Source organism: Thermophagus xiamenensis (genome assembly GCF_900112795.1).
GTDB classification, from domain to species: domain Bacteria; phylum Bacteroidota; class Bacteroidia; order Bacteroidales; family Marinilabiliaceae; genus Thermophagus; species Thermophagus xiamenensis.
Map to the genome: position 1 here is coordinate 1 of NZ_FONA01000005.1, position 19,748 is coordinate 19,748.

The 19,748-nt window shown below is 40.6% G+C and carries 20 protein-coding genes; 11 read left to right on the top strand and 9 right to left on the bottom strand.

Going from position 1 to position 19,748, the window contains the following annotated elements; translation table 11 throughout:
- Positions 1-219: 219 nt before the first annotated feature.
- From BM130_RS03815 to BM130_RS03845, 7 genes are all read right to left on the bottom strand, one after another.
- A complete protein-coding gene (locus BM130_RS03815; protein WP_010526760.1) occupies positions 220-1,086 on the bottom strand; it encodes a glycine betaine ABC transporter substrate-binding protein in 867 nt (288 codons plus the stop codon).
- A gap of 13 nt (positions 1,087-1,099) precedes the next feature.
- A complete protein-coding gene (locus tag BM130_RS03820) occupies positions 1,100-1,978 on the bottom strand; it encodes an ABC transporter permease (RefSeq protein WP_010526759.1) in 879 nt (292 codons plus the stop codon).
- A 2-nt stretch (positions 1,979-1,980) separates the two neighbouring features.
- Positions 1,981-3,222, bottom strand: a complete 1,242-nt coding sequence (locus BM130_RS03825) for a quaternary amine ABC transporter ATP-binding protein (protein WP_010526758.1) — start codon at positions 3,220-3,222, stop codon at positions 1,981-1,983.
- A 43-nt stretch (positions 3,223-3,265) separates the two neighbouring features.
- Positions 3,266-4,498, bottom strand: a complete 1,233-nt coding sequence (locus BM130_RS03830; protein WP_010526757.1) for a hypothetical protein — start codon at positions 4,496-4,498, stop codon at positions 3,266-3,268.
- Between the two features lie 439 nt (positions 4,499-4,937).
- The gene (locus tag BM130_RS03835) at positions 4,938-5,399 is read right to left on the bottom strand and encodes a GyrI-like domain-containing protein (protein WP_010526756.1); all 462 of its coding nucleotides are present in this window, start codon (positions 5,397-5,399) and stop codon (positions 4,938-4,940) included.
- A 117-nt stretch (positions 5,400-5,516) separates the two neighbouring features.
- On the bottom strand, positions 5,517-6,023 hold the full coding sequence (locus BM130_RS03840; RefSeq protein WP_010526755.1) for a DUF4411 family protein: 507 nt from the start codon (positions 6,021-6,023) through the stop codon (positions 5,517-5,519).
- Positions 6,023-7,189 (bottom strand): XRE family transcriptional regulator, encoded by a 1,167-nt coding sequence (locus tag BM130_RS03845; RefSeq protein WP_010526754.1) that lies wholly within the window; start codon positions 7,187-7,189, stop codon positions 6,023-6,025. Before BM130_RS03845 ends, BM130_RS03840 begins: the two co-directional genes overlap by 1 nt.
- A gap of 639 nt (positions 7,190-7,828) precedes the next feature.
- Between BM130_RS03845 and typA the strand changes: the two genes are divergently transcribed.
- The 4 genes from typA to BM130_RS03865 all read left to right on the top strand — a co-directional run bounded on the left by typA (position 7,829) and on the right by BM130_RS03865 (position 12,003).
- Entirely contained in the window at positions 7,829-9,631 is a 1,803-nt protein-coding gene (typA, locus tag BM130_RS03850) for a translational GTPase TypA (RefSeq protein WP_010526753.1), read from the top strand.
- Between the two features lie 55 nt (positions 9,632-9,686).
- On the top strand, positions 9,687-9,899 hold the full coding sequence (locus BM130_RS03855; protein WP_010526752.1) for a YgaP family membrane protein: 213 nt from the start codon (positions 9,687-9,689) through the stop codon (positions 9,897-9,899).
- A gap of 247 nt (positions 9,900-10,146) precedes the next feature.
- Complete coding sequence (locus BM130_RS03860) at positions 10,147-11,451, top strand: MFS transporter (RefSeq protein WP_010526751.1); 1,305 nt, start codon at positions 10,147-10,149, stop codon at positions 11,449-11,451.
- A gap of 69 nt (positions 11,452-11,520) precedes the next feature.
- The gene (locus BM130_RS03865; protein ID WP_010526750.1) at positions 11,521-12,003 is read left to right on the top strand and encodes a CAP domain-containing protein; all 483 of its coding nucleotides are present in this window, start codon (positions 11,521-11,523) and stop codon (positions 12,001-12,003) included.
- Between the two features lie 68 nt (positions 12,004-12,071).
- On the opposite strand, the gene BM130_RS03870 is transcribed toward BM130_RS03865, so the two are convergent.
- Positions 12,072-12,530 (bottom strand): YqaA family protein, encoded by a 459-nt coding sequence (locus BM130_RS03870; protein WP_010526749.1) that lies wholly within the window; start codon positions 12,528-12,530, stop codon positions 12,072-12,074.
- A gap of 263 nt (positions 12,531-12,793) precedes the next feature.
- Between BM130_RS03870 and BM130_RS03875 the strand changes: the two genes are divergently transcribed.
- From BM130_RS03875 to BM130_RS03885, 3 genes are all read left to right on the top strand, one after another.
- On the top strand, positions 12,794-13,591 hold the full coding sequence (locus tag BM130_RS03875) for a cation efflux transmembrane domain-containing protein (protein ID WP_010526748.1): 798 nt from the start codon (positions 12,794-12,796) through the stop codon (positions 13,589-13,591).
- Between the two features lie 184 nt (positions 13,592-13,775).
- Entirely contained in the window at positions 13,776-14,657 is an 882-nt protein-coding gene (locus tag BM130_RS03880; protein ID WP_010526747.1) for a cation diffusion facilitator family transporter, read from the top strand.
- A gap of 150 nt (positions 14,658-14,807) precedes the next feature.
- Positions 14,808-15,956 carry a lipid A deacylase gene (locus BM130_RS03885; RefSeq protein ID WP_010526746.1) on the top strand — a complete coding sequence of 383 codons (1,149 nt, stop codon included), beginning with the start codon at positions 14,808-14,810 and terminating at the stop codon, positions 15,954-15,956.
- 1 nt (position 15,957) lies between these two features.
- Here the strand turns inward: BM130_RS03885 and BM130_RS03890 are convergent, their stop codons facing one another.
- Positions 15,958-16,497: a DNA-3-methyladenine glycosylase gene (locus tag BM130_RS03890; protein WP_010526745.1), complete on the bottom strand. Its 540-nt coding sequence runs from the start codon at positions 16,495-16,497 to the stop codon at positions 15,958-15,960.
- Positions 16,498-16,883: 386 nt separating this feature from the next.
- Here BM130_RS03890 and rplM point away from each other — a divergent pair, with 386 nt between their 5' ends.
- From rplM to tsf, 4 genes are all read left to right on the top strand, one after another.
- Positions 16,884-17,339 (top strand): 50S ribosomal protein L13, encoded by a 456-nt coding sequence (gene rplM, locus BM130_RS03895; protein ID WP_010526744.1) that lies wholly within the window; start codon positions 16,884-16,886, stop codon positions 17,337-17,339.
- Positions 17,340-17,344: 5 nt separating this feature from the next.
- Positions 17,345-17,731: a 30S ribosomal protein S9 gene (rpsI, locus tag BM130_RS03900; protein ID WP_010526743.1), complete on the top strand. Its 387-nt coding sequence runs from the start codon at positions 17,345-17,347 to the stop codon at positions 17,729-17,731.
- 100 nt (positions 17,732-17,831) lie between these two features.
- Entirely contained in the window at positions 17,832-18,740 is a 909-nt protein-coding gene (gene rpsB, locus BM130_RS03905; RefSeq protein WP_010526742.1) for a 30S ribosomal protein S2, read from the top strand.
- Between the two features lie 70 nt (positions 18,741-18,810).
- A complete protein-coding gene (gene tsf, locus BM130_RS03910; protein WP_010526741.1) occupies positions 18,811-19,638 on the top strand; it encodes a translation elongation factor Ts in 828 nt (275 codons plus the stop codon).
- The last annotated feature ends 110 nt before the right edge of the window (positions 19,639-19,748 follow it).

A 19,748-nucleotide genomic window follows, 5' to 3' on the forward strand; every position in this document is an offset into this window, starting at 1 on the left:
GAAGGTTAACCATTTGGGTGAAAATTTAAAATTAAATATCGCCTTTAAAATTAATACTTTCAACACAATTATTAATTCCTATTACATAATCCGGGCTTATAGGAGAATATTACATTTTTGTGGGAAAGAAAGGATGAATCCTACAATTTTGTAGTTGTGCAAAGGATAAAAAAAAGGCTGTCTTTGCGGACAGCCTTATGTCAGTTGTAGAATTGAGTCTTATTCTGCTTTCTTCAACCACCCTTGCACCAAAGCTTTATTTTGTTCTATCCAGGCTTTGGCAGTGGTTTCTTTGTTGTCGGAATCTTCCATTTTTGCCAATAAATCTGCTATTTGAGCATCCGTTAAATGGAAGTTGGTAAAATAATTGGCAGCAAAGGGGTCATCGTCCTTAAATCCTTTTCTGGCATAGGTCTCAACGTGTTCTGTTTCGCCATATACCTTTTGTGGGTCGTCGAGAAATTTTAAATCATACCGGCCAAATTTCCAGTGAGGTGCCCATCCGGTTACCACAATCCATCTGTTTTCTTTAATGGCTTTGGTCAGTTCCGTTAACATGGCGACACCCGATGAATTTAACTGCTCAAAGTTCAATCCGTATTGTTCAATGGCCAGCTCGGTTTTGGCAGTGATGCCGGCGCCCTTTTCGATGCCAATAATTTTCCCGTCAAAGCGGTCGGCCACACTGTTTAATTCTTCTATGGAATTGATGGTGACGTACGATGGAACTACCAAACCTATTCTTGCCTCGTCGATGTTGGTTCCCAGGCTTTCAATCTTATCGGTAAATTTGGCAATTTTTTCCTTATGAGTCACCGGTAACCAGGCATCCATGAAAACGTCAATGTCGCCGTTGGCCAAAGAGGCAAAAACCAGGTCGACAGCTGCATTTTTTAATGATACGGAATATCCTTCACTTTCCAGAATGCTTTTGGTTACATAGGTCATGGCAACACCTTCGGCCCATCCGTCAACATAGGCTATGGTTATCTCTTTGGTATCATCTCCTTTTTTCTTCTGTGATGATGTGCAACTGCTTATTAGCGCCACGATAAGTGCTGCAAAAAATAAATTTTTAAGTTTCATGATAAATTCAGTTTTAGGCTTTTTGTTTTTTGTTAAATATTGATTTTAGTTTTTTCAGGGCTTTGTTGTCGTTTTTTTGGCTAAATGCTTGTGTAATACGGTCAAGAATGATGGCCAGGATAACCACTGCCAAGCCACTCTCAAAGCCCAGGCCAATGTCCAGGTTGTTAATCCCTTCCAATACTTTTTCGCCCAGACCACCGGCAGCAATCATGCCGGCAATTACCACCATCGATAAAGCCATCATAATGGTTTGGTTGACACCTGTAAAAATGGTTTTGGTAGCCAGGGGCAACTCTATCTTAAATAAAATCTGTCTTCCGGTAGCGCCAAATGCTCTGGCCGCTTCCACTACATCCCGGGGTACTTGCTGTATGCCCAGCGTTGTAAGTCTGACGGCCGGTGGCATGGCAAAAATAACGGTGGCAAATGCACCGGGAAGCTTCCCGATACTGAAAAACAAAACCGCCGGAATCAGATATACAAACGCCGGCATGGTTTGCATGAAGTCGAGGATGGGACGTACCACCTTGTTCACGTTGGCATTTTTTGCCGCCCAAATACCTATGGGAATAGCCTGAACCAGGGCAATAAAGGTTGATACAAAAATAAGGGCAAGCGTCTCTACGGTTTCCACCCAGAAACCAAGCAGATAAATCAATGTTAAGCCCAATGCGGTAAATATGGCTCCGCCCCTACCAACTTTAAAATAGGCCAGAATAGTCAGCAAAACTATGAAAATATAAAACGGGATACCCAGCATTAACCATTCAAGACCCTCTATAAAACCATTCCCTACATTTTTGATGAAATCAAATAATCCATCGAAGTTTTCGGTTAACCAGTTTACTGCATATTCAATATATTTTCCTATATCTAAAATTTTTTCCATAACTATTGTTCTTTTGCCTGTTCCTTAAGTTCAACAATTTCCTGCTTATCGAAGCGAGTGGCTTCTGTCACCAATGAAATCTGGCTTACCACACCCAACAGTTTGCCCGGGTCTTTGTCGATAACCGCTATGGGGGATTTGGTATTGGTAATTAAGGGCAGCATCTCTTCTACCGTGTATTCTGTGTAAACGCGCGGACATTCTGTGGTGATGAATTCTTCGATGGTGGGTTTGTTGAGTTTTTTGGCTTCCAACACCTTTTGCAACCAGATGAAACCCATGAAAACGCGGTGTCTGTTAACCACGGGCAGTACCTCAATCGATAGTTTATTCATCTTCCGGATAACCATTTCAGGTCCCTCTCTCTCAAGCTGAACTACTGTAGGCTTTTGATTCATTAATGTGCCGGCGGTGATGATTGTTTTACGGTCCACCTTTTCCACAAAGGCTTCGACATAATCGCTGGCAGGATTTTTAAGAATCTCTTCGGCGGTTCCAATTTGTTCTATAAATCCATCCTTCATGATGGCTATTCTGTCGCCGATTTTTATGGCTTCGTCCAGGTCGTGAGTGATGAAGACAATGGTTTTATGCAGCTTGTCCTGGATGTCAAGCAATTCATCCTGCATATCCGATTTTATTAAAGGGTCGAGGGCCGAAAAGGCCTCGTCCATCAATAATACTTCGGGATTGTTGGCCAGGGCTCGTGCCAGGCCTACGCGCTGTTGCATACCACCCGACAGTTGTGACGGCTTTTGGGATTCAAAACCTTCCAGTCCAACGGTTTCTAAGGCTTCCTGTGCCTTTTTTAATCGCAATTCTTTACTTTCTCCTCTGATTTCCAGGCCAAAAGCCACATTTTCCAACACTGTACGATGAGGTAACAGTCCAAACTTCTGAAATACCATGCTCATCTCGGTGCGACGCGTATCCAACAGCGCTTCGTTCGATTGTTTGGTGATATTGACATTATTTACAATTACATCGCCCCGTGTTGGTTCGATGAGTCGGTTTAGACAACGCAGCAAGGTGGACTTTCCACTTCCGGAAAGTCCCATGATGACGAATACTTCGCCGGTTTTTATCTGAAAGCTGGCATTGTTTACCCCTACGGTACATTTTGTTTTTTCCAGTATTTCAGCTTTGCTGTATCCCTGCTCAAGCATTTTCAGTGCCTGATGTTTATTCTTTCCAAATATTACGGTTAGGTTTTTGACTTCTATTTTAATGGTGTCTGTTGACATTTTGATGTTTTTTTGTTCTTAAATGATGGTTCAAACCTGCCGTTTAAAAGTAATATCCGATATTAATGTTAAATCTGGTCTCCCATTCCAGCTCTTTCATGGGAACAGGAGTGCCTTGTAAATTTTCATCATCAGTATAATATTTGGAGTCAGCATCATCGCTATACAATTGTCCTTCACCCAGTCCGGTGCCAAACGATGGGGTCAACCAGGGTTGATTTTTCCCCATGGCAAAATCGACATACGTATAAATATTGCCGGCCGTAATCATGAAGCCGGGGATGAGATGTTGCATGTCCACAAAGCTATCTTCCAGTTTGTCGGTGTAGGTATAGTCGATATAGGCCTGAACGCTGCTTATAGGACCAAGGTCTACCGGTATGGTATATCCCAATCCGGCCACATACATCATGGCTTCGGTGGCTACCTGGTAGGGCGTACCGTAGGCCCCCATCTGAATGGTTTTTATCTCTTCTCCTTCGTCATTCTTCGCGGTATAGTCGTAATATATAACCTCACCTTTAAAATTAAATCCGGAAGCATCGGCCACCACATGTCCTGCAAACGCTTTGGAAGTGGTCGACTCGTTTAGCACACTATTATAAATGCCCCCGAATTGACTGCTAAATCCAAATTCCAGGTTTTCGTTTAAATGATAGGCAGCCCGCAGATTGAATTGATTCAATTCCCGATTGGAAGCGCCTTCGGCAGGTACAAAGTCGTAAGAGTAACGGCCCGGACCTGCGTTGCCAAACGAAACGATACCGTCGTAGGAGGGTCCTTCGGGTTCTGCTTGCCGGAAATAGGCAATGGACAGGTCTAAATTTTCGATACCCGAAATGTCAAATTTTATGCCCATGTCGTAATCATCTTCCAGACCTACGTAATAAGGCGCCTGAAACCACCATGAATGCGAGGCATAAGGCGTTATGCCAAAGGGAACCTGACTGACACCCAGTTTCATATAGATGTCGTCGGACAGGGCATAACCCAACCAACCCTGCTTCATAAAGTGTGTTCCGAAAGTAGGATAGAAGCGATATTCAAAATTTAGGTCCACACCTTTGGTACGGGCCGTGACATTTAATCGCCACGTGTCAATAGTGGCTTCCGGTTGTGTTTTGTCTGTTACCCAGCTTTTCGTATAGAAATTGAACCTGACGGCTCCGCCAAATTTTACAAAGTCTTCTTTTTCTGTTTTTTCGTCTTGTGCCATGATGTTTAAAACAAAAAACAACATGGCCCCAATGGCTACTAAGATTCTTTTTAACTGCATTTATATGATTTTTAAATTAAGAATCACTTGGACGTGAGCATCTGAAATACTATCAACAATCGGAGACGGTACTATTTATACAACCGAAATGAATGAATATTGACGCTGATAATATTTGTTTTGATGCAAGCAGATTTTCTGCAAAGGTAATAGATTAAGATGAGGATGAAAAAGTTTAAGGGTTTATTATAATTTATTTCCGATAATTTAATTGTCGTTTTTGTTTTTTTTTATCCGGTATTTTTTTCGAAAATTATTCTGTTTAAATGATTTTAACGGGCCGAATATTAGGTGTATATGTTGATTGTTGCGGATGTATATTTTTTTCGGCTGGTGACAAGTAAAACACTATGTGTGTCCTTTTTTGTTTTGGGTAAAACAAAAATCAAATGTTAGTATGGTAATAGACGTTTTTTTTGTTGGGGAGAATTGAGGGAGGTTACCCTGTTATTGATAAAAATATGTCTACTTCGGCGTTATTCCAATCTTTGCTTCGTGCATCATAAATCTCAAAATCGAAGCCGAATTTACGGTTAATATCCGAATTCCAAATTTGTTTCCATGTTTCGGAGATACAATGTGGCATAACGCCTCTGGCCGTGAACTTTTGGTATTTCTGGGCCGGGACAATTAATTGGTCCAATCCGGGTGGCGTAACGGTATTCTCAGTAACCTTACACCCTATGAAATAAGCAAATGGCGATGTTTCGTCTTTCTCGTAATCGTAATAAACCGCATAAATCTCATCGGATAATTTTTCAGGAATTCTTTCGAAAATTTTCTCAGTTTGAAATTTTTGCCATAAATAGCCGCAATCTTTGCCCGATTGGTTGTTTTGATAGGTGGTCTTTCCTTTTAGTTTTAACCCTACAAGTTTGAATTTATCTTTATTAACGACCATGAATGAAGAAAATTTTAATGTGTCATAAAGCCCGGAATAGTATTGGAATTGTTTAAAGAATAAAACATTTAAAGAGGGAAAAGGTTTTTCCAGGTGAGAATTTAATAATAGTGAATTCTAAACCAAAAAGCAGTTAAAACGAATGCCTGTTTCTTCAATGAATTGAAAATCATTGATGCATTTTATTCCCATATTATCGCAAACATTGGGTATTTTTATTCTTTTTGAATTTGGGGCAGTTACTTTTTCTTCTTTTGTAACAACAATTGCGTTTTCATCAATAGCATGTGCGATGACCCAAGGGTCTGCTAATGAACGAGCCCTTGTGCTGTCAACCAGAAATCTATGTTTAGGATTTGCCGAAAAAATATATTTCAAGCATCTCGTGACCGATTCAGTTATTGGTGCAATAGGAATATTGCTTGATTTGAGCCACTTTGATAGGTCATCTTCGGTTTTGGTTATTTCTTTTTCAACTTCTTCGGGCAAAAAAATTCTTTGTTGCCTTCCCAATTCATTTAAAATTTCCCAATAATCGGGGCACAACCTAGGATTATAATATTTTTGCCAAGGCTGAATCAAAACATTTGCATCCAAACAATATTTGGTGTGGGTTTCGGACATTAATATAAATAAGACTCTAATTTTGAGAATTTGTTAACCTGAACATTTAATAGGTGGCTGGCTAGGGTTGGTTCAATCAATCCACCACGAAATGAATCAAGAACAGTTTGAGTAAATAACCGTCCGTTTCGGTTTAGTTGAAGTAAATAATAGCTAGGCCCATTTTTCTTTTTTCTTTGTTTAGTTTTTTTTTCTTCTTCCTTTTTTAAATAATCTCGGAATTCTGTTTCGGCTTGAATTCTAAATTTTTGGTATTCCATGTCCGACAGAATACCTAAGGTATGAGCTCTAATTAATAGAGCTAGTAAACTTACGCCAAATTGCTTAGCAATTTGATATGTTTTTTTTAAATCAGTGAATAATTTTGAATCAAAATCGAGAAACAACTCTTTTGGCATTAATGCATTAGCTGCTACTTCGTTGCAGAATTTTTCTACTGGATGGATCCTGAATTGAGCGGTTTTTTCGGGAATAATCTCATTCGAGATGCCCGTTTTTGCAATCCAGATGTGAGCCAGTTCATGGACAAGTGTAAATAGTTGCGCTGCGTTCCAATCGTCTGAATTAATAAAAACAAAAGGAGCATAAGGGTCCGCAATAGCAAATCCTTTCAATTCGTCGGGGTCTATTTTTAACCTCGAATGAATAAAGCTGGTACGAGAAATGAATATTCCATTTAATTCTGCTGTCTTTATCCATTCTTTAATGGGGTCTGTATCATATTTTGCGGGGGTAACCTTAAGCGTATTTAAAATATCAGATGCTACTAATTGTGGGTCATCTTTTATTGAATATTTTCCTACAAAAGATAACTTTTTTTCTTTGTTTTCTTTGAAAAAGTCGCTTATCCAACTCTGCTTTTGTTGAATTTCTCTAATGATGAAAATAGAAGAGGTTGTAAGTGGTTTTGAACCTGGCCTTCTAAAATCTTGGATCGGTTGAAAATCAAGAGGTATATCAGGCAGGAAGAATATGGCAAAAGGTCGCCTGTAGGCTTTTGCCAAAATTTGTGCTTGTTTAATTGTGGGTTGGCTGGAGCCAGCTTCCCATTCTCTAAGTTTTTCTACCGGCACAGGAATTTTAGCGGCAGCGGTTTCTTCTGTCATCCGTGCCGTTTCTCGGGCCCATTTTAAGACAGAAGGTGTTATATATGCCTTTTGTGACATAGTACAAAGTTATAAAAAAGTAAAATGTAACGAGCAAGAACAAAAAGATTTGGCACAATAATAATATGTATAAAAAATAGAGGCAGAAGATTTTTTAGTCATTAGTGTTGGTGCTGCAGCAGGTTAGCAAGCGTTTAAGATTTGTTACTGCACGCTGCAGCGGCTCAGAAAAAATTCTGAAAACGTCCTGCACGTTGCAGCGAGTCGGCTAACGTTTAAGATTTGTTCCTGCACGTTGCAGCGAGTCAGCTAACGTTTAAGATTTGTTCCTGCACGCTGCAGCGAGTCAGCTAACGTTTAAGATTTGTTCCTGCACGCTGCAGCGAGTCAGCTAACATTTAAGATTTGTTCCTGCACGCTGCAGCGCGTCGGAAAATTCTCTGAAAACATGCTGCACGTTGCAGCGTCTCGGAAAATTAATTGCACAATACCTCTTATTGCAATCAATCGTTAAATGAATGTAATATACCGCCGATGGATTGACAATTGTTATGCATTTTTCTAATATGACAAAACTTACGGTGCCTGATTCATTGAAAGACAGACAGAAGTTAAACAAATTTAACAGCATAATTGCTTATCTTTTGTTCGTGGTGTGTTTAAAAAGCCTAATTTTGCAGCCTGTTTTAAATGTCATATATGCAGTCAATAAGAAATGTCGCAATTATAGCTCACGTAGACCACGGAAAAACCACGTTGGTTGATGAGATGTTGAAAGCCGGAAAACTCTTTGGTGCTCATCAACGCCCCGGCGAACTCATCATGGACAGTAATGATCTGGAACGGGAGCGAGGAATTACCATTCTTTCCAAAAATGCTTCGGTGGTTTGGAAAAATCACAAAATAAATATTATAGATACGCCCGGTCACTCCGACTTTGGGGGTGAGGTGGAGCGGGTGCTCAATATGGCCGATGGGGTTTTGCTTTTGGTCGATGCCTTTGAAGGACCCATGCCTCAAACCCGGTTTGTGCTTCAAAAAGCGTTGAACCTGGGCCTTAAGCCCATTGTGGTGATCAATAAGGTTGATAAGCCCAACTGTCGTCCCGAAGAGGTGCAGGAACAGGTGTTCGACCTTATGTTTAACCTCAATGCCAGTGAGGACCAGCTCGACTTTCCTACCATCTATGGGTCAGCGCGTGACGGATGGATGTCTGATGACTGGAAAAAGAAAACATCGGACATCAGTGCCCTGATGGATGCCATCATTGAATACATTCCGGTACCGGAAGAGAGAAAAGGAACACCGCAAATGCTTATAACCTCACTTGAATATTCGCCCTACGTAGGAAGAATTGCCATCGGCAGGATGCACCGGGGCACACTGAAAACCGGTCAGGAAGTGTCCATTGTTGGGCGCGATGGTTCGGTTTATAAAACCCGGATTAAAGAATTAAACGTATTTGAGGGTTTGGGGCGTAAGAAGACTGACATGTTACCTAACGGAGAATTGGGTGCCATCATCGGTCTTGACCGTTTCGAGATTGGCGACAGCGTTTGCGATGCCGAAAATCCTGAACCACTCGACCCCATTGCTGTCGATGAGCCGACTATGAGCATGCTATTTACCATCAATAACTCTCCCTTCTTCGGGAAAGAGGGTAAGTATTTGACCTCACGACATATAAAAGAGCGCCTTACCAAAGAACTGGAGAAAAACCTGGCATTAAGAGTTGAAGAAACCGACTCGGCCGATGCCTGGAATGTATACGGTCGTGGCGTTTTGCATCTGTCGGTACTCATCGAAACCATGCGACGTGAAGGGTATGAATTACAGGTAGGACAGCCTCGGGTGATCATCAAAGAAATTGCTGGAGAAAAGCATGAACCGGTAGAAGAACTGACCATCGACCTGCCCGATGAATATAGTGGACGTGCCATCGAAATGGTTACCCAGCGAAAAGGGGAACTTTTATCCATGGAACGAAAAGGCGAAAGAGTTGTCCTTGATTTTAACATTCCTTCGAGAGGTATCATCGGACTGCGAAACAACCTGATGACGGCCACCGCCGGTGAGGCCATCATGTCACATCGATTCATTGAGTTCCAGCCCTGGAAAGGGGAGATCGTCAAACGTCAGAATGGCTCCCTGATTGCGATGGAGTCGGGTACCGCTTTCGCTTATGCCTTAGATAAACTCCAAGACCGTGGAAAGTTTTTTATTTCCCCTCAGGAAGAGGTTTATATGGGACAGGTCATTGGCGAAAACAACCGTGAGGGCGACCTTACCGTTAATGTTACCAAGTCCAAAAAACTCACCAACATGAGGGCATCCGGCTCCGACGATAAGGTTAAACTGGCACCACCCATCATTTTCAGTCTGGAAGAAGCCTTAGAATATATTCAGGAAGATGAATATGTGGAAGTAACGCCGAAGGCTATTCGTTTGCGTAAAATACTGCTGCAAGAGCATGAACGAAAACGGGTTGCAAAAAATAAATAAAACCAAATGCCGGTTTTGTTTGTTATTATAAGCGAACCCATTAAATTTAGAAATTATGAATAGAAATGTCGGAACAACAGACCGCGTGATCCGGATCGTGATTGCGGCTGTTCTTGCAGTTCTTTACTTTTCAGGGGCTGTAACAGGTACACTTGGAACCATTGTTTTGATTGTTGCTGCCATTAGTCTGATTACCGGTATTTTTAGGGTTTGCGGATTGTATGCTTTATTTGGAGTTAATACTTGTCGTACCAAAGAGCACTCATAGTGTTGATGTAATTAGGGTTAAATAATTAAAGCATCTGCCGATCAATCGTTTCCGGTTGGTCGGTTTTTTGTTGGTAATTTTTTCCGAGTTTTTTAAACCCTCTTCCCCGGTCCCCCTTTTACTTATTATGATATTTCCCAAAGAGTTGTGAGCTTGTCTTTTGCATGGTGAGCTGTTTTGTTTTTTTATAGGCTTTTGACGTCCTGTGACATTTCCCGTTATCTCTTATTCGTAACTTTGCCGCATTATGAAGAGAAAGATTGACTATGCCAATTTGCCATTTTTTTATGGTTATGTTGTTGCCTTTATAGGGACTATAGGAATATGGGCAAGTGTCCCGGGCCAAACTATTGGGGTATCGACCTTTACCGACCCGGTAAAAGATGCGTTGGGTTTAACAAGGGATCAGTTTAGTGCGGCTTACATGGTGGGGACGTTTGTGAGTTCTTTGCTACTGGGAAAAGCAGGACGTTGGTTTGACCGTTGGGGCGCTCGGATTGTGGCGGTAGCTTCTGCTCTGATGCTGGTGTCGACATTGATTCTCTCTTCTTTTTCGGATGTGCTAAGTGCCGGATTGATGACGTTAACGGGATTTTGCCATTGGATTGTACCATTTTCTGTGATGATGGTTCTTTTTTTCATGCTTCGTTTTAGCGGTCAGGGAGTATTGACCATGTCTTCGCGGAACATGATCATGAAATGGTTCGATCGTTACCGGGGAAGGGTCAATGCCTTTGTGAGTATTAGTATATCGTTGGGATTTTCAAGCTCTCCCATTCTCTTTGATTGGCTTATTAGAAAGTGGGAATGGTCAGGTGCCTGGAGAGCTCTGGCTATGGTAATCCTGGTCATTGCAGTCTTTATGTGGATTTTTTACAGGGATAATCCCGAAGAGTTGGGGTTGGTTCCCGATGGGAAAAGAGGAGGTAAAAGAGGAGGCGGGCAAAAGAAACGTGCTCTGAAGCAGTTTTTACCCAAAGAAGCCTTTGCTACCCGTGCTTTTTGGTCCTATGCTTTAATGTTGGCGTTTAATTCGTTTTTTATAACAGGTTTATCTTTTCATATGGTTGATATTTTTACTTCAGCAGGATTTGATCGCCAGGATGCAGTGGCTGTTTTCCTGCCCATATCTGTTGTAAACCTGTGTGTTTCGTTGTTATTTAATTTTTTGAGTGATATTATGGCTTTGAAGAAACTCTTGTATGTGATGTTGATTGGAGGATTTGTTTGGAGCATTGGATTGATCGGTTTATCAGGCGGATGGGGACTATGGGCAGTCGTTGCAGGAGCAGGAATATGCGGAGGATTATTTGCGGTGCTTAATTCCGTTGCCTGGCCAAAAATGTTCGGACGTCAGCATCTTGGAGCAATATCGGGGCGTGCCATGTCGATGATTGTGTTTGCCAGTGCATTGGCTCCCTTCTTTTTTAGTCTTTCCAAAACTTTCTTTAACACCTATACTTCTATGGGTTGGTTAGCTATGGGATTTATAACATTTATGTTTTTTAGCTCATTAAAAGCCGGGAACCCCCAGCCGGAAGAAAAGGAATAGTAAAATTTTTGGAGAGATGATACGTTTATATTTGTGGGTTCTTAAAGACATAATTAACGGTAAAGAGAGATGCAGAAGCTATTTCTATTTTTTATTCTTATATCAATAGGGACGGGGGTATCCGGGCAGCAGTCTGTGAGGGAGGATTTCGACAAAGATGAAATGCTAAAGCTCGTCAATGATGCGCGTATGACCAAACGTCGTTGCGGAGGGAAAAAACACGATGCCGTTCCACCCCTTCAATGGAATGAGAAATTGGCGCAAGCCGCTCAAAAACATGCCAATGATATGGCAGACAATGATTTTTTTGATCATGAGGGAACCGGGAAAACAACTGTCGTATTTAGAGTTGAGAGGGAAGGTTATTTGTGGCGTGCTGTAGGTGAAAATATTGCCATGGGACCACGTACTGTAGCTGAGGTGGTTAAAGGCTGGCTCGAAAGTCCCGGACATTGCAGTAATATCATGAACCAAGGTTTTACCGAAATGGGGGCGGCCCGTTCTCACGACGGGAAATATTGGGTGCAGGTGTTTGGAGCCCCTCGTGAATGATTGGCGATTGAAGAAATTGGGGTAACCCTTGATGGTTCTTCTGATTTCAGGGATATGTTATTAGAAATTTAAAAAAATGGTAGATTTGTTTTAGAAATTACTTCTAAAGTAATTAATCCCCAAATGATGTAACGTAAAGATTTACCAACTAACATTCCTATAGCTGTCCGCCATAAGTTGCTTTTTAATAGGCCTAGAACAACTGCTATAATGTCTCCGATTCCCGGCAGCCAGCAAAATAGTGCAATCCATCCCTCTTTATTTTTCACTTTTTTCTGCCATTTGATGAGAGTCTGTTCCTTTAAACGCAAGAACTTTTCAATCCTGTCGAAATGGCCTAACCATCCCAGCCAGTAGGAGGTAAGGCCGCCCATCCAGTTGCCCAGGGTAGCAAGTGATAAACTGATTATAGGATCACCGCCTGCAGCCAATATAGTACTCAACACCATTTCTGAACTAAAAGGTAGAATGGTTGCCGCAAAAAAACTGGCCAGGAAAAGACCTGTATATCCTAAGTCGGTCCACATGTGCGAAAGATAGCTACTTTATTTCCTAAACCCAATAATCGCATCCCCAATTGTTGGTATTTTTAAACTCTTTGGCTGCGTTTTGGTTTTTTTTTAATGGGTTGTTGGTATTTTTGGATTGAATTAATGGGTATTTAGTAGTAATTAGTGATTAGTCATTAGTCTATAAGTGATTAGTGTTAATGGACTAGTGACTAATGACTAAACACTAATGACTACTTTTAAGAAACAATATATCAAAGAAGTAAGTAAAATTTATACGGATGAAAAAACTTTGTTATCATATTCCAGGGATGGATTGTCCGGCAGAGGAACAGATGATTCGTATGAAACTAAGTGAAGTGGAAGGATTGGAAGGGTTGGTTTTTGACCTGAAGGATAGAAAATTGGAAGTATTTCATAGAGGGGAAGCCAACGAAATAACGTCTTTGATAAAAACCCTGAATATGGGGGGCAGATTGGTTTCGGTAGAGGATATAGAAAAGGCAAGTGCTTTGGGTTCAAATGTGGCTTTAGAACGTAAAATGTTATGGGCTGTATTGTACATTAATGCGGCTTTTTTTGTTGGTGAGATAATCGCCGGCTGGTTGTCGGGGTCTATGGGTCTTGTAGCTGACTCTCTCGATATGCTGGCTGATGCATTAGTCTATGGTTTAAGTTTATGGGCTGTAGGGTCGATGGCGCGGAGAAAAAAACGAGTAGCTGCTTTAAGTGGTTACTTGCAATTGATTCTTTCAGTTATGGGACTGGTAGAAGTCATTCGCCGTTTTACCGGTGCTGATATATTCCCTGATTTCAGAGCTATGATTATTGTTTCGTTCCTGGCCTTAATTGCTAATGCCACCAGTTTGTATTTGTTGCAAAAGTCTAAAAGCAAAGGCGAACATGTAAAAGCCAGTATGATTTGTACATCAAATGATGTAATTATTAATGCGGGCATTATTGTTTCGGGAGGACTGGTATATTGGACCCAATCGCCAATCCCTGATTTGGTTACCGGTTCGCTGGTTTTCTGTTTAGTTGTTTGGGGCGCATTGAAGATCCTTAAACTTTCGCAATAATTAAGTTGATTGTGCTTGCTTTAATAATTGAAATATTTATGGCTGGTTCTTTGCTATAGAGTCTCTGAATTTACCGTGCTTAAATTGAGATAACAGGAAAATTTTATAAGTGTAAAAAAAGAACAATAGTTAAATCGGAAAAAATAAGTAAATAGTGGAATTTTGATATAAAATATTATTTAAAATGTCCGATATTCATCATAATTATACTAATGGAAGAGCGTTTGCTATAGGGATAACACTTAACCTGGCATTTGTTGTAGTAGAAGTTTTTTATGGTTTAGTGGCCAATTCATCGGCTCTGTTGGCCGATGCAGGACATAATGCCAGTGATGTATTGGGATTATTTTTTGCCTGGCTTGCCTTTCGGTTGGCCAATTTAAAGCCTAAAGGGAAATATACTTATGGGTGGCAAAGAAGTACGATTTTATCTTCTATTATTAACGCGATATTGTTATTTATAGCAGTTTATTTTATCGCCAAAGATGCCATTTTTAAGTTGCAGCATCCATCGCCTGTAGGCGGAACCAGTGTTATGCTTGTTGCTACTATCGGGATAGTTATTAATACTATAACGGCATTAATGTTTTTGAAAGATCAGAAGCATGATTTAAATATTAAAGGTGCTTTTTTGCATATGATTGCCGATGCAGCGGTTTCGTTGGGTGTTGTTATAGCCGGTTTGCTCATAACGTTAACGGGCTATCAGTGGATTGATCCTGCAGTAAGTTTTGTTATTATTGCGGTAGTTTTGTGGGGGACCTGGAGGCTTTTTATAGATTCCCTCAATCTCGCTTTAGATGCTGTTCCCAAAAATATAAATGTTCAGGAAGTACGTGAGGCATTGCAAAGTTTTCCAGGGGTAGAGGATACCCATGACTTACACGTGTGGGCTCTTAGCACTAATCAAACGGCTTTGTCGGTTCATCTGGTCGTGCCAGGCGAGGGTGGTGATACTTTTTTGGCAGATGTCCAGAAAATGTTGAAAAAAGATTTTAACATTTCACATACAACGATTCAAATAGAAAAGAATATAAATAATTCTATTGAATGCTCACATTCATAAGTGTTAGTGTTTACATGTTGTGTGAAAATCGAATGTTTTTAGTATGAGATAAGTTATGGAACCCAGGAAAAGGCATAAACCTTTTTTATAAATCAGAGTATAAAAACTAAGTTTTTGTAGTATTCAATTGTTTTTCTGAATTTACAGGTTATGTTTCAGTATGATATAAAAAAGGTATGGTGTTTTGTAGTTGTTTTATTCTTTATAACTAAACCTGTAAATTCCCAGATTGATAATAGTTTTAGATATTATTATCCCGAATTTGAAACAGCCCGTTCCCATCAGCTAATTCTTCATATTGCCAACATTAATTTTTTAAAAAATAACGAATATAAGAATATGATGGAATGGGGCCATACCTTAATTGGTTATGGGCTTCAACCTTCTTTGATGTATTATGCCGGTGATAAGTTTCGGTTAAGGGCCGGAGTCTTTGTTCAACAGTATAGCGGTTTAAATCACTATAGTGAGGTGAAACCCGTTCTTTCTGCGCATCTTAGATTGTCATCTTCGGTGGATGTCATAATGGGAGCACTTCGCGGACATATTCATCATAACCTGATTGAACCCTTGTTTAGTTTTGAGAGGCAATATACGCGACCGGTAGAAAATGGTCTTCAGTTTTTAATAAATCGTCCTCGTATTCATTCAGATATATGGGTGGATTGGGAACAGTTTATTCGTGAGGGCGATGACTTTCCGGAATGGTTTACAGTGGGCATGAATAGTGAATATTCATTAAGAGACTTAACTCAAACTTCTAAATGGAAGATTGTGGTGCCCGTTCAGGCCATTGCTACCCATCGGGGGGGTGAAATAAGTGATTATCCCGAGCCGGTTCAGACATCGTTAAATTTAGCTGCCGGCCTAAAAACCATATATTTTAGCGAAGATCGTTTAAGAAATTGGGGCGTTTTTGGTTATGGGATTTCCTACCGGAATCTGAATGATGTTGGTCCTCAAGGTGTAAACAATGGTCATGCCTGTTATTGGGGACTTACGGCTAATAGCCCCAAAGTTAACCTCATGACAGGTTACTTTTATGGTAAAAACTATGTAGCCTTACGTGGTGCCGGTAATTTTCAGTCGGTCTCATTTATTCGGGAAAATGTTTATTTTCCCGAACGTCAGTTGATAACTCTAAAGGTAGGGTATAATCGAGAAATAATGGAAAAAATTAAATTCTCTTTCCTTTTTGAAGGTTATTATGACATCCCTGATAGCCGTTTAGATTTTGCTGCCGGGATGCAAATCGTATTTACCCCGTCCTTTTTTATAATGGAAAAGGCGTTTTTTTAAATCATGAGGATTCCAAAAATCGCCAGGGTTTTTGCGACCAGTAGTTGCCGGCATAGTCAATGCCTATACGGGGCAAGGCTGATATTTGTGTGGTGAGGGTATTGTTGTCTTCCGGCTCTTCCACCCACAGCCGATCAGAAATTATCACGTCTTCCCCATAAAAAGATTTATCAAGTTTTAGTTTACGACCAATACGTCCCGGCCCACTAACTTCTTTGGACCCACGGATTAAAACCGCCTGTGGATGATTAGGGCGACCGGTAGTGAAATTTAGTAACCAATACATCCCATATATTAAGTATACATAAACGAGACCCCCTTTATGGTACATCACCTCAGTACGTGAGGTTCGGCCTTTACTGGCGTGACATCCTAAGTCTTCTTCTCCCCGGTATGCTTCCGTTTCGTTGATTACAAGCCGTAAAGTTTCCCCATTCTCAAATTTTCGGACCAAAACTTTTCCGATTAGTTCGGGTGCTACTTCCAATACATCACGACAAAAAAAATCCCGGGATAAACGTGTGTATTTCTGTTTTATCATAGCTTAAAATAACCTCTAAAATTCTTCATCCTCTTTATGCAAATATAGCTCAACAAAATTTCGTAACAAGAAATGATGTGACGTTACATTATCCGGGTCGCCTCAAGGGTTAATGATTTTACCAAAACTGATTTTAATTATCACAAGCTCATTAGGTTTAGTAGAATACATAGGTTTTCAAAAATTGTTTCTAAAAGGTTGGTATTTAATAAAAATAGCTGTACTTTTGCGGCCGATTATTATCCATGCTGAAATGCACACCAAAATCAAATTGCCATAAAAAGCTGTTGGTGGTTTTTGCCCGAAATCACTAACTGGCAGGCTTAAATAAGGTGTGGAAATGTATTATTATTTAATGTAGGTCTAATTTTCTAAAGAGGAAGATAGTGGATACTTTAAGCTACAAAACCAAATCGGCCACCAGGGAAACCATTAATAAAGAATGGGTCGTAGTTGATGCTACGGACATGGTTTTAGGACGATTGAGTTCACGAGTGGCAAAATTGCTGCGTGGAAAACTCAAGCCCAACTTTACACCAAATTTGGATTGTGGAGACAATGTGATTGTCATCAATGCCGAAAAAATTAAACTTACCGGGAAAAAATGGGATGACCGTGTTATTTTCACACATAGTGGATACCCGGGAGGACAAAGAGAGATTACTCCCGCCGCCATGTATGCCAAAGACCCAACTAAATTGGTCTATCATGCGGTAAAAGGTATGTTGCCAAAAAATAAACTTGGTCGTAAATTGTTGAGGAATCTTTTTGTGTATGTAGGGCCCGAACATAAACACGAGGCGCAAAAGCCCAAAAATATTGATATTAATACTATTAAATAAACGGTATGGAAGTAATTAATGCAATAGGACGTAGAAAAGAAGCCATTGCCCGAATATATGTAACAGAAGGTAAAGGACAAATTACCATAAACAAAAAAAGTCTGGAAGAATATTTCCCTGCACCCATTCTTCAATATGTTGTTAAGCAGCCTCTTAATGCTGTTAATGTAGATGGAGAGTATGATATTAAAGTTAATTTGAAGGGCGGAGGAGTAAAAGGGCAAGCAGAAGCTACTCGTTTAGCCATCGCCAGAGCTTTAGTAAAAATTAATGAAGAATATAAAAGTGTTTTGCGTGCAGAGGGATTTCTTACCAGAGATTCCAGGGTGGTGGAAAGAAAGAAACCAGGCCGTCCGAAAGCCCGCAAAAGATTTCAGTTTAGCAAGCGTTAATGATCGTCTGGTACGTTTAGTATCTAAACTGTTAAGATTCCGCGTTACGGACTACTTAATGGTTGCTTTACAAAGAATGTAAACGTTTAAAAAAAACAACATGCCCAGAACAAGTTTTGAACAATTATTAGAGGCCGGCGTCCATTTCGGCCACCTGAAAAGAAAATGGAATCCTGCCATGGCCCCATACGTATTTATGGAGCGCAATGGCATTCATATTATCGACCTGCATAAAACTGCCGCTAAAATAGAAGAAGCTGCTGAAGCTTTGAAGCAAATTGCCAAGTCGGGACGTAAAATTCTTTTTGTTGCTACAAAAAAACAGGCAAAAGAAATCATCGCCGAAAAAATCGGTGCCATTAATATGCCATATGTTACCGAACGTTGGTCGGGTGGTATGCTTACCAATTTCCCAACTATTAGGAAGGCTGTAAAAAAGATGAGTTCAATCGACAAGCTCATGGGTGATGATGCCTGGAATCGTCTATCCAAACGCGAAAAACTTCAAATAACTCGTCAGCGTGCTAAGTTGGAAAAGACCTTGGGAAGTATTAAAGATTTAAATCGTCTTCCCGCTGCAATGTTTGTCGTAGACGTTATGAAAGAGCACATAGCCGTGCGGGAAGCTCAAAAACTTAACATCCCCATTTTTGCCATGGTGGATACCAATTCAGATCCTAATGGTATCGACTTTGTTATCCCTGCCAACGATGACGCTTCTAATTCTATAGAGCTTATTGTGGATATAATGGCACAAGCAGTAAAAGAAGGATTGGCCGAACGCAAGGCTGAAAAAGAAAAAGATGCTGCTTCTGCCGCAGGCGATAAAAAGGCCGGAAAAAAATCTGAAGGTCGTCGCATGAGAGCTCGTAAAGAGAACGGTGCCGGTGCCGATAAACCGGCCGAAAAAGAGGCTGTTGCTTCTTCATCAGAGAAAGTAGAAGCTGGTGCCCAAAAGGAAGCTACTGAAAAGCAGCCGGCAGAAGATACTCAAAAAGAATCAGAATAATTTCATGTTTGAGCAGGGGATGGTAACCGCTTAACCCCTGCATATTAATCAACAATCAAAAATATAGATCATGGCTATTACTGCTGCTGATGTAAGCAAATTAAGAAAAATGACCGGTGCCGGCATGATGGACTGCAAAAAGGCACTTCAGGAAGCCGGTGGCGATTTTGATAAAGCGGTTGAGGTAATCCGCAAAAAAGGTATGGCTGTTGCCAGCAAGCGTGCTGATCGCGAAGCTAGCGAAGGTGTTGTATTGTCCAAGGTTTCCAGCGATGCCAGGAAGGGAGCTTTGCTGGTGTTAAATTGCGAAACCGATTTTGTTGCCAAAAATGATAGTTTTGTGGCTCTTGCACAATCCATCCTGGATTTGGCTCTGGAAAAAGGTGCTAATACTTTGGACGAAGTAAAGGCGCTTGAACTTGACGGGGTACCCGTAAAGGATGTTATTACCGAGCAAATTGGTGTAATAGGTGAAAAGCTTGAATTGGCTGCTTTTGAAGTTATCGAAGCTGAAAGTGTAATATCTTACATCCATCCCGGAAATAAATTAGCTACAATTGTTGGTTTTAATAAAGCCAATATTGAGAATCAAATGGCAAAAGATGTTGCTATGCAGGTGGCTGCTATGGCACCCGTAGCGGTTGATCGTGACTCAGTGCCGCAGGATATTGTGGAGAAAGAATTGGAAATAGGTAAGGAGATGGCCCGTAACGAAGGAAAACCAGAAGAGATGCTTGACCGCATAGCTCAAGGTCGTTTGGGTAAATTCTTTAAAGAAAATACTCTTTTAGAACAAGCTTTTGTTAAGGATAATAAAATGTCCATTAAACAGTATCTTCAAAGTGCTGATAAAGAATTAACTGTTACAGGTTTTAAAAGATTCTCTTTAAATGATTAATGGGATTTTATTTCTTTTATAAAGAAAGAGGGACTGTCGTTTAATTTCGGCCGTCCCTTTTTTTTGGATTGGAGTAAAAAACAAAAGGTAGTTTACCTTATTGGGGGATG

What these genes read in the sequence shown, in the direction of transcription:
- BM130_RS03865 (WP_010526750.1), top strand. Translation starts at nt 11,521, where the DNA reads ATGCAGAAGCTATTTCTATTTTTTATTCTTATATCAATAGGGACGGGG.
- BM130_RS03890 (WP_010526745.1), bottom strand. Translation starts at nt 16,497, where the DNA reads ATGATAAAACAGAAATACACACGTTTATCCCGGGATTTTTTTTGTCGT.
- BM130_RS03825 (WP_010526758.1), bottom strand. Translation starts at nt 3,222, where the DNA reads ATGTCAACAGACACCATTAAAATAGAAGTCAAAAACCTAACCGTAATA.
- rpsI (WP_010526743.1), top strand. Translation starts at nt 17,345, where the DNA reads ATGGAAGTAATTAATGCAATAGGACGTAGAAAAGAAGCCATTGCCCGA.
- BM130_RS03860 (WP_010526751.1), top strand. Translation starts at nt 10,147, where the DNA reads ATGAAGAGAAAGATTGACTATGCCAATTTGCCATTTTTTTATGGTTAT.
- BM130_RS03815 (WP_010526760.1), bottom strand. Translation starts at nt 1,086, where the DNA reads ATGAAACTTAAAAATTTATTTTTTGCAGCACTTATCGTGGCGCTAATA.
- BM130_RS03870 (WP_010526749.1), bottom strand. Translation starts at nt 12,530, where the DNA reads ATGTGGACCGACTTAGGATATACAGGTCTTTTCCTGGCCAGTTTTTTT.
- BM130_RS03840 (WP_010526755.1), bottom strand. Translation starts at nt 6,023, where the DNA reads ATGTCCGAAACCCACACCAAATATTGTTTGGATGCAAATGTTTTGATT.
- BM130_RS03820 (WP_010526759.1), bottom strand. Translation starts at nt 1,978, where the DNA reads ATGGAAAAAATTTTAGATATAGGAAAATATATTGAATATGCAGTAAAC.
- BM130_RS03875 (WP_010526748.1), top strand. Translation starts at nt 12,794, where the DNA reads ATGAAAAAACTTTGTTATCATATTCCAGGGATGGATTGTCCGGCAGAG.
- BM130_RS03880 (WP_010526747.1), top strand. Translation starts at nt 13,776, where the DNA reads ATGTCCGATATTCATCATAATTATACTAATGGAAGAGCGTTTGCTATA.
- tsf (WP_010526741.1), top strand. Translation starts at nt 18,811, where the DNA reads ATGGCTATTACTGCTGCTGATGTAAGCAAATTAAGAAAAATGACCGGT.
- BM130_RS03845 (WP_010526754.1), bottom strand. Translation starts at nt 7,189, where the DNA reads ATGTCACAAAAGGCATATATAACACCTTCTGTCTTAAAATGGGCCCGA.
- BM130_RS03855 (WP_010526752.1), top strand. Translation starts at nt 9,687, where the DNA reads ATGAATAGAAATGTCGGAACAACAGACCGCGTGATCCGGATCGTGATT.
- BM130_RS03885 (WP_010526746.1), top strand. Translation starts at nt 14,808, where the DNA reads ATGTTTCAGTATGATATAAAAAAGGTATGGTGTTTTGTAGTTGTTTTA.
- rpsB (WP_010526742.1), top strand. Translation starts at nt 17,832, where the DNA reads ATGCCCAGAACAAGTTTTGAACAATTATTAGAGGCCGGCGTCCATTTC.
- typA (WP_010526753.1), top strand. Translation starts at nt 7,829, where the DNA reads ATGCAGTCAATAAGAAATGTCGCAATTATAGCTCACGTAGACCACGGA.
- BM130_RS03830 (WP_010526757.1), bottom strand. Translation starts at nt 4,498, where the DNA reads ATGCAGTTAAAAAGAATCTTAGTAGCCATTGGGGCCATGTTGTTTTTT.
- BM130_RS03835 (WP_010526756.1), bottom strand. Translation starts at nt 5,399, where the DNA reads ATGGTCGTTAATAAAGATAAATTCAAACTTGTAGGGTTAAAACTAAAA.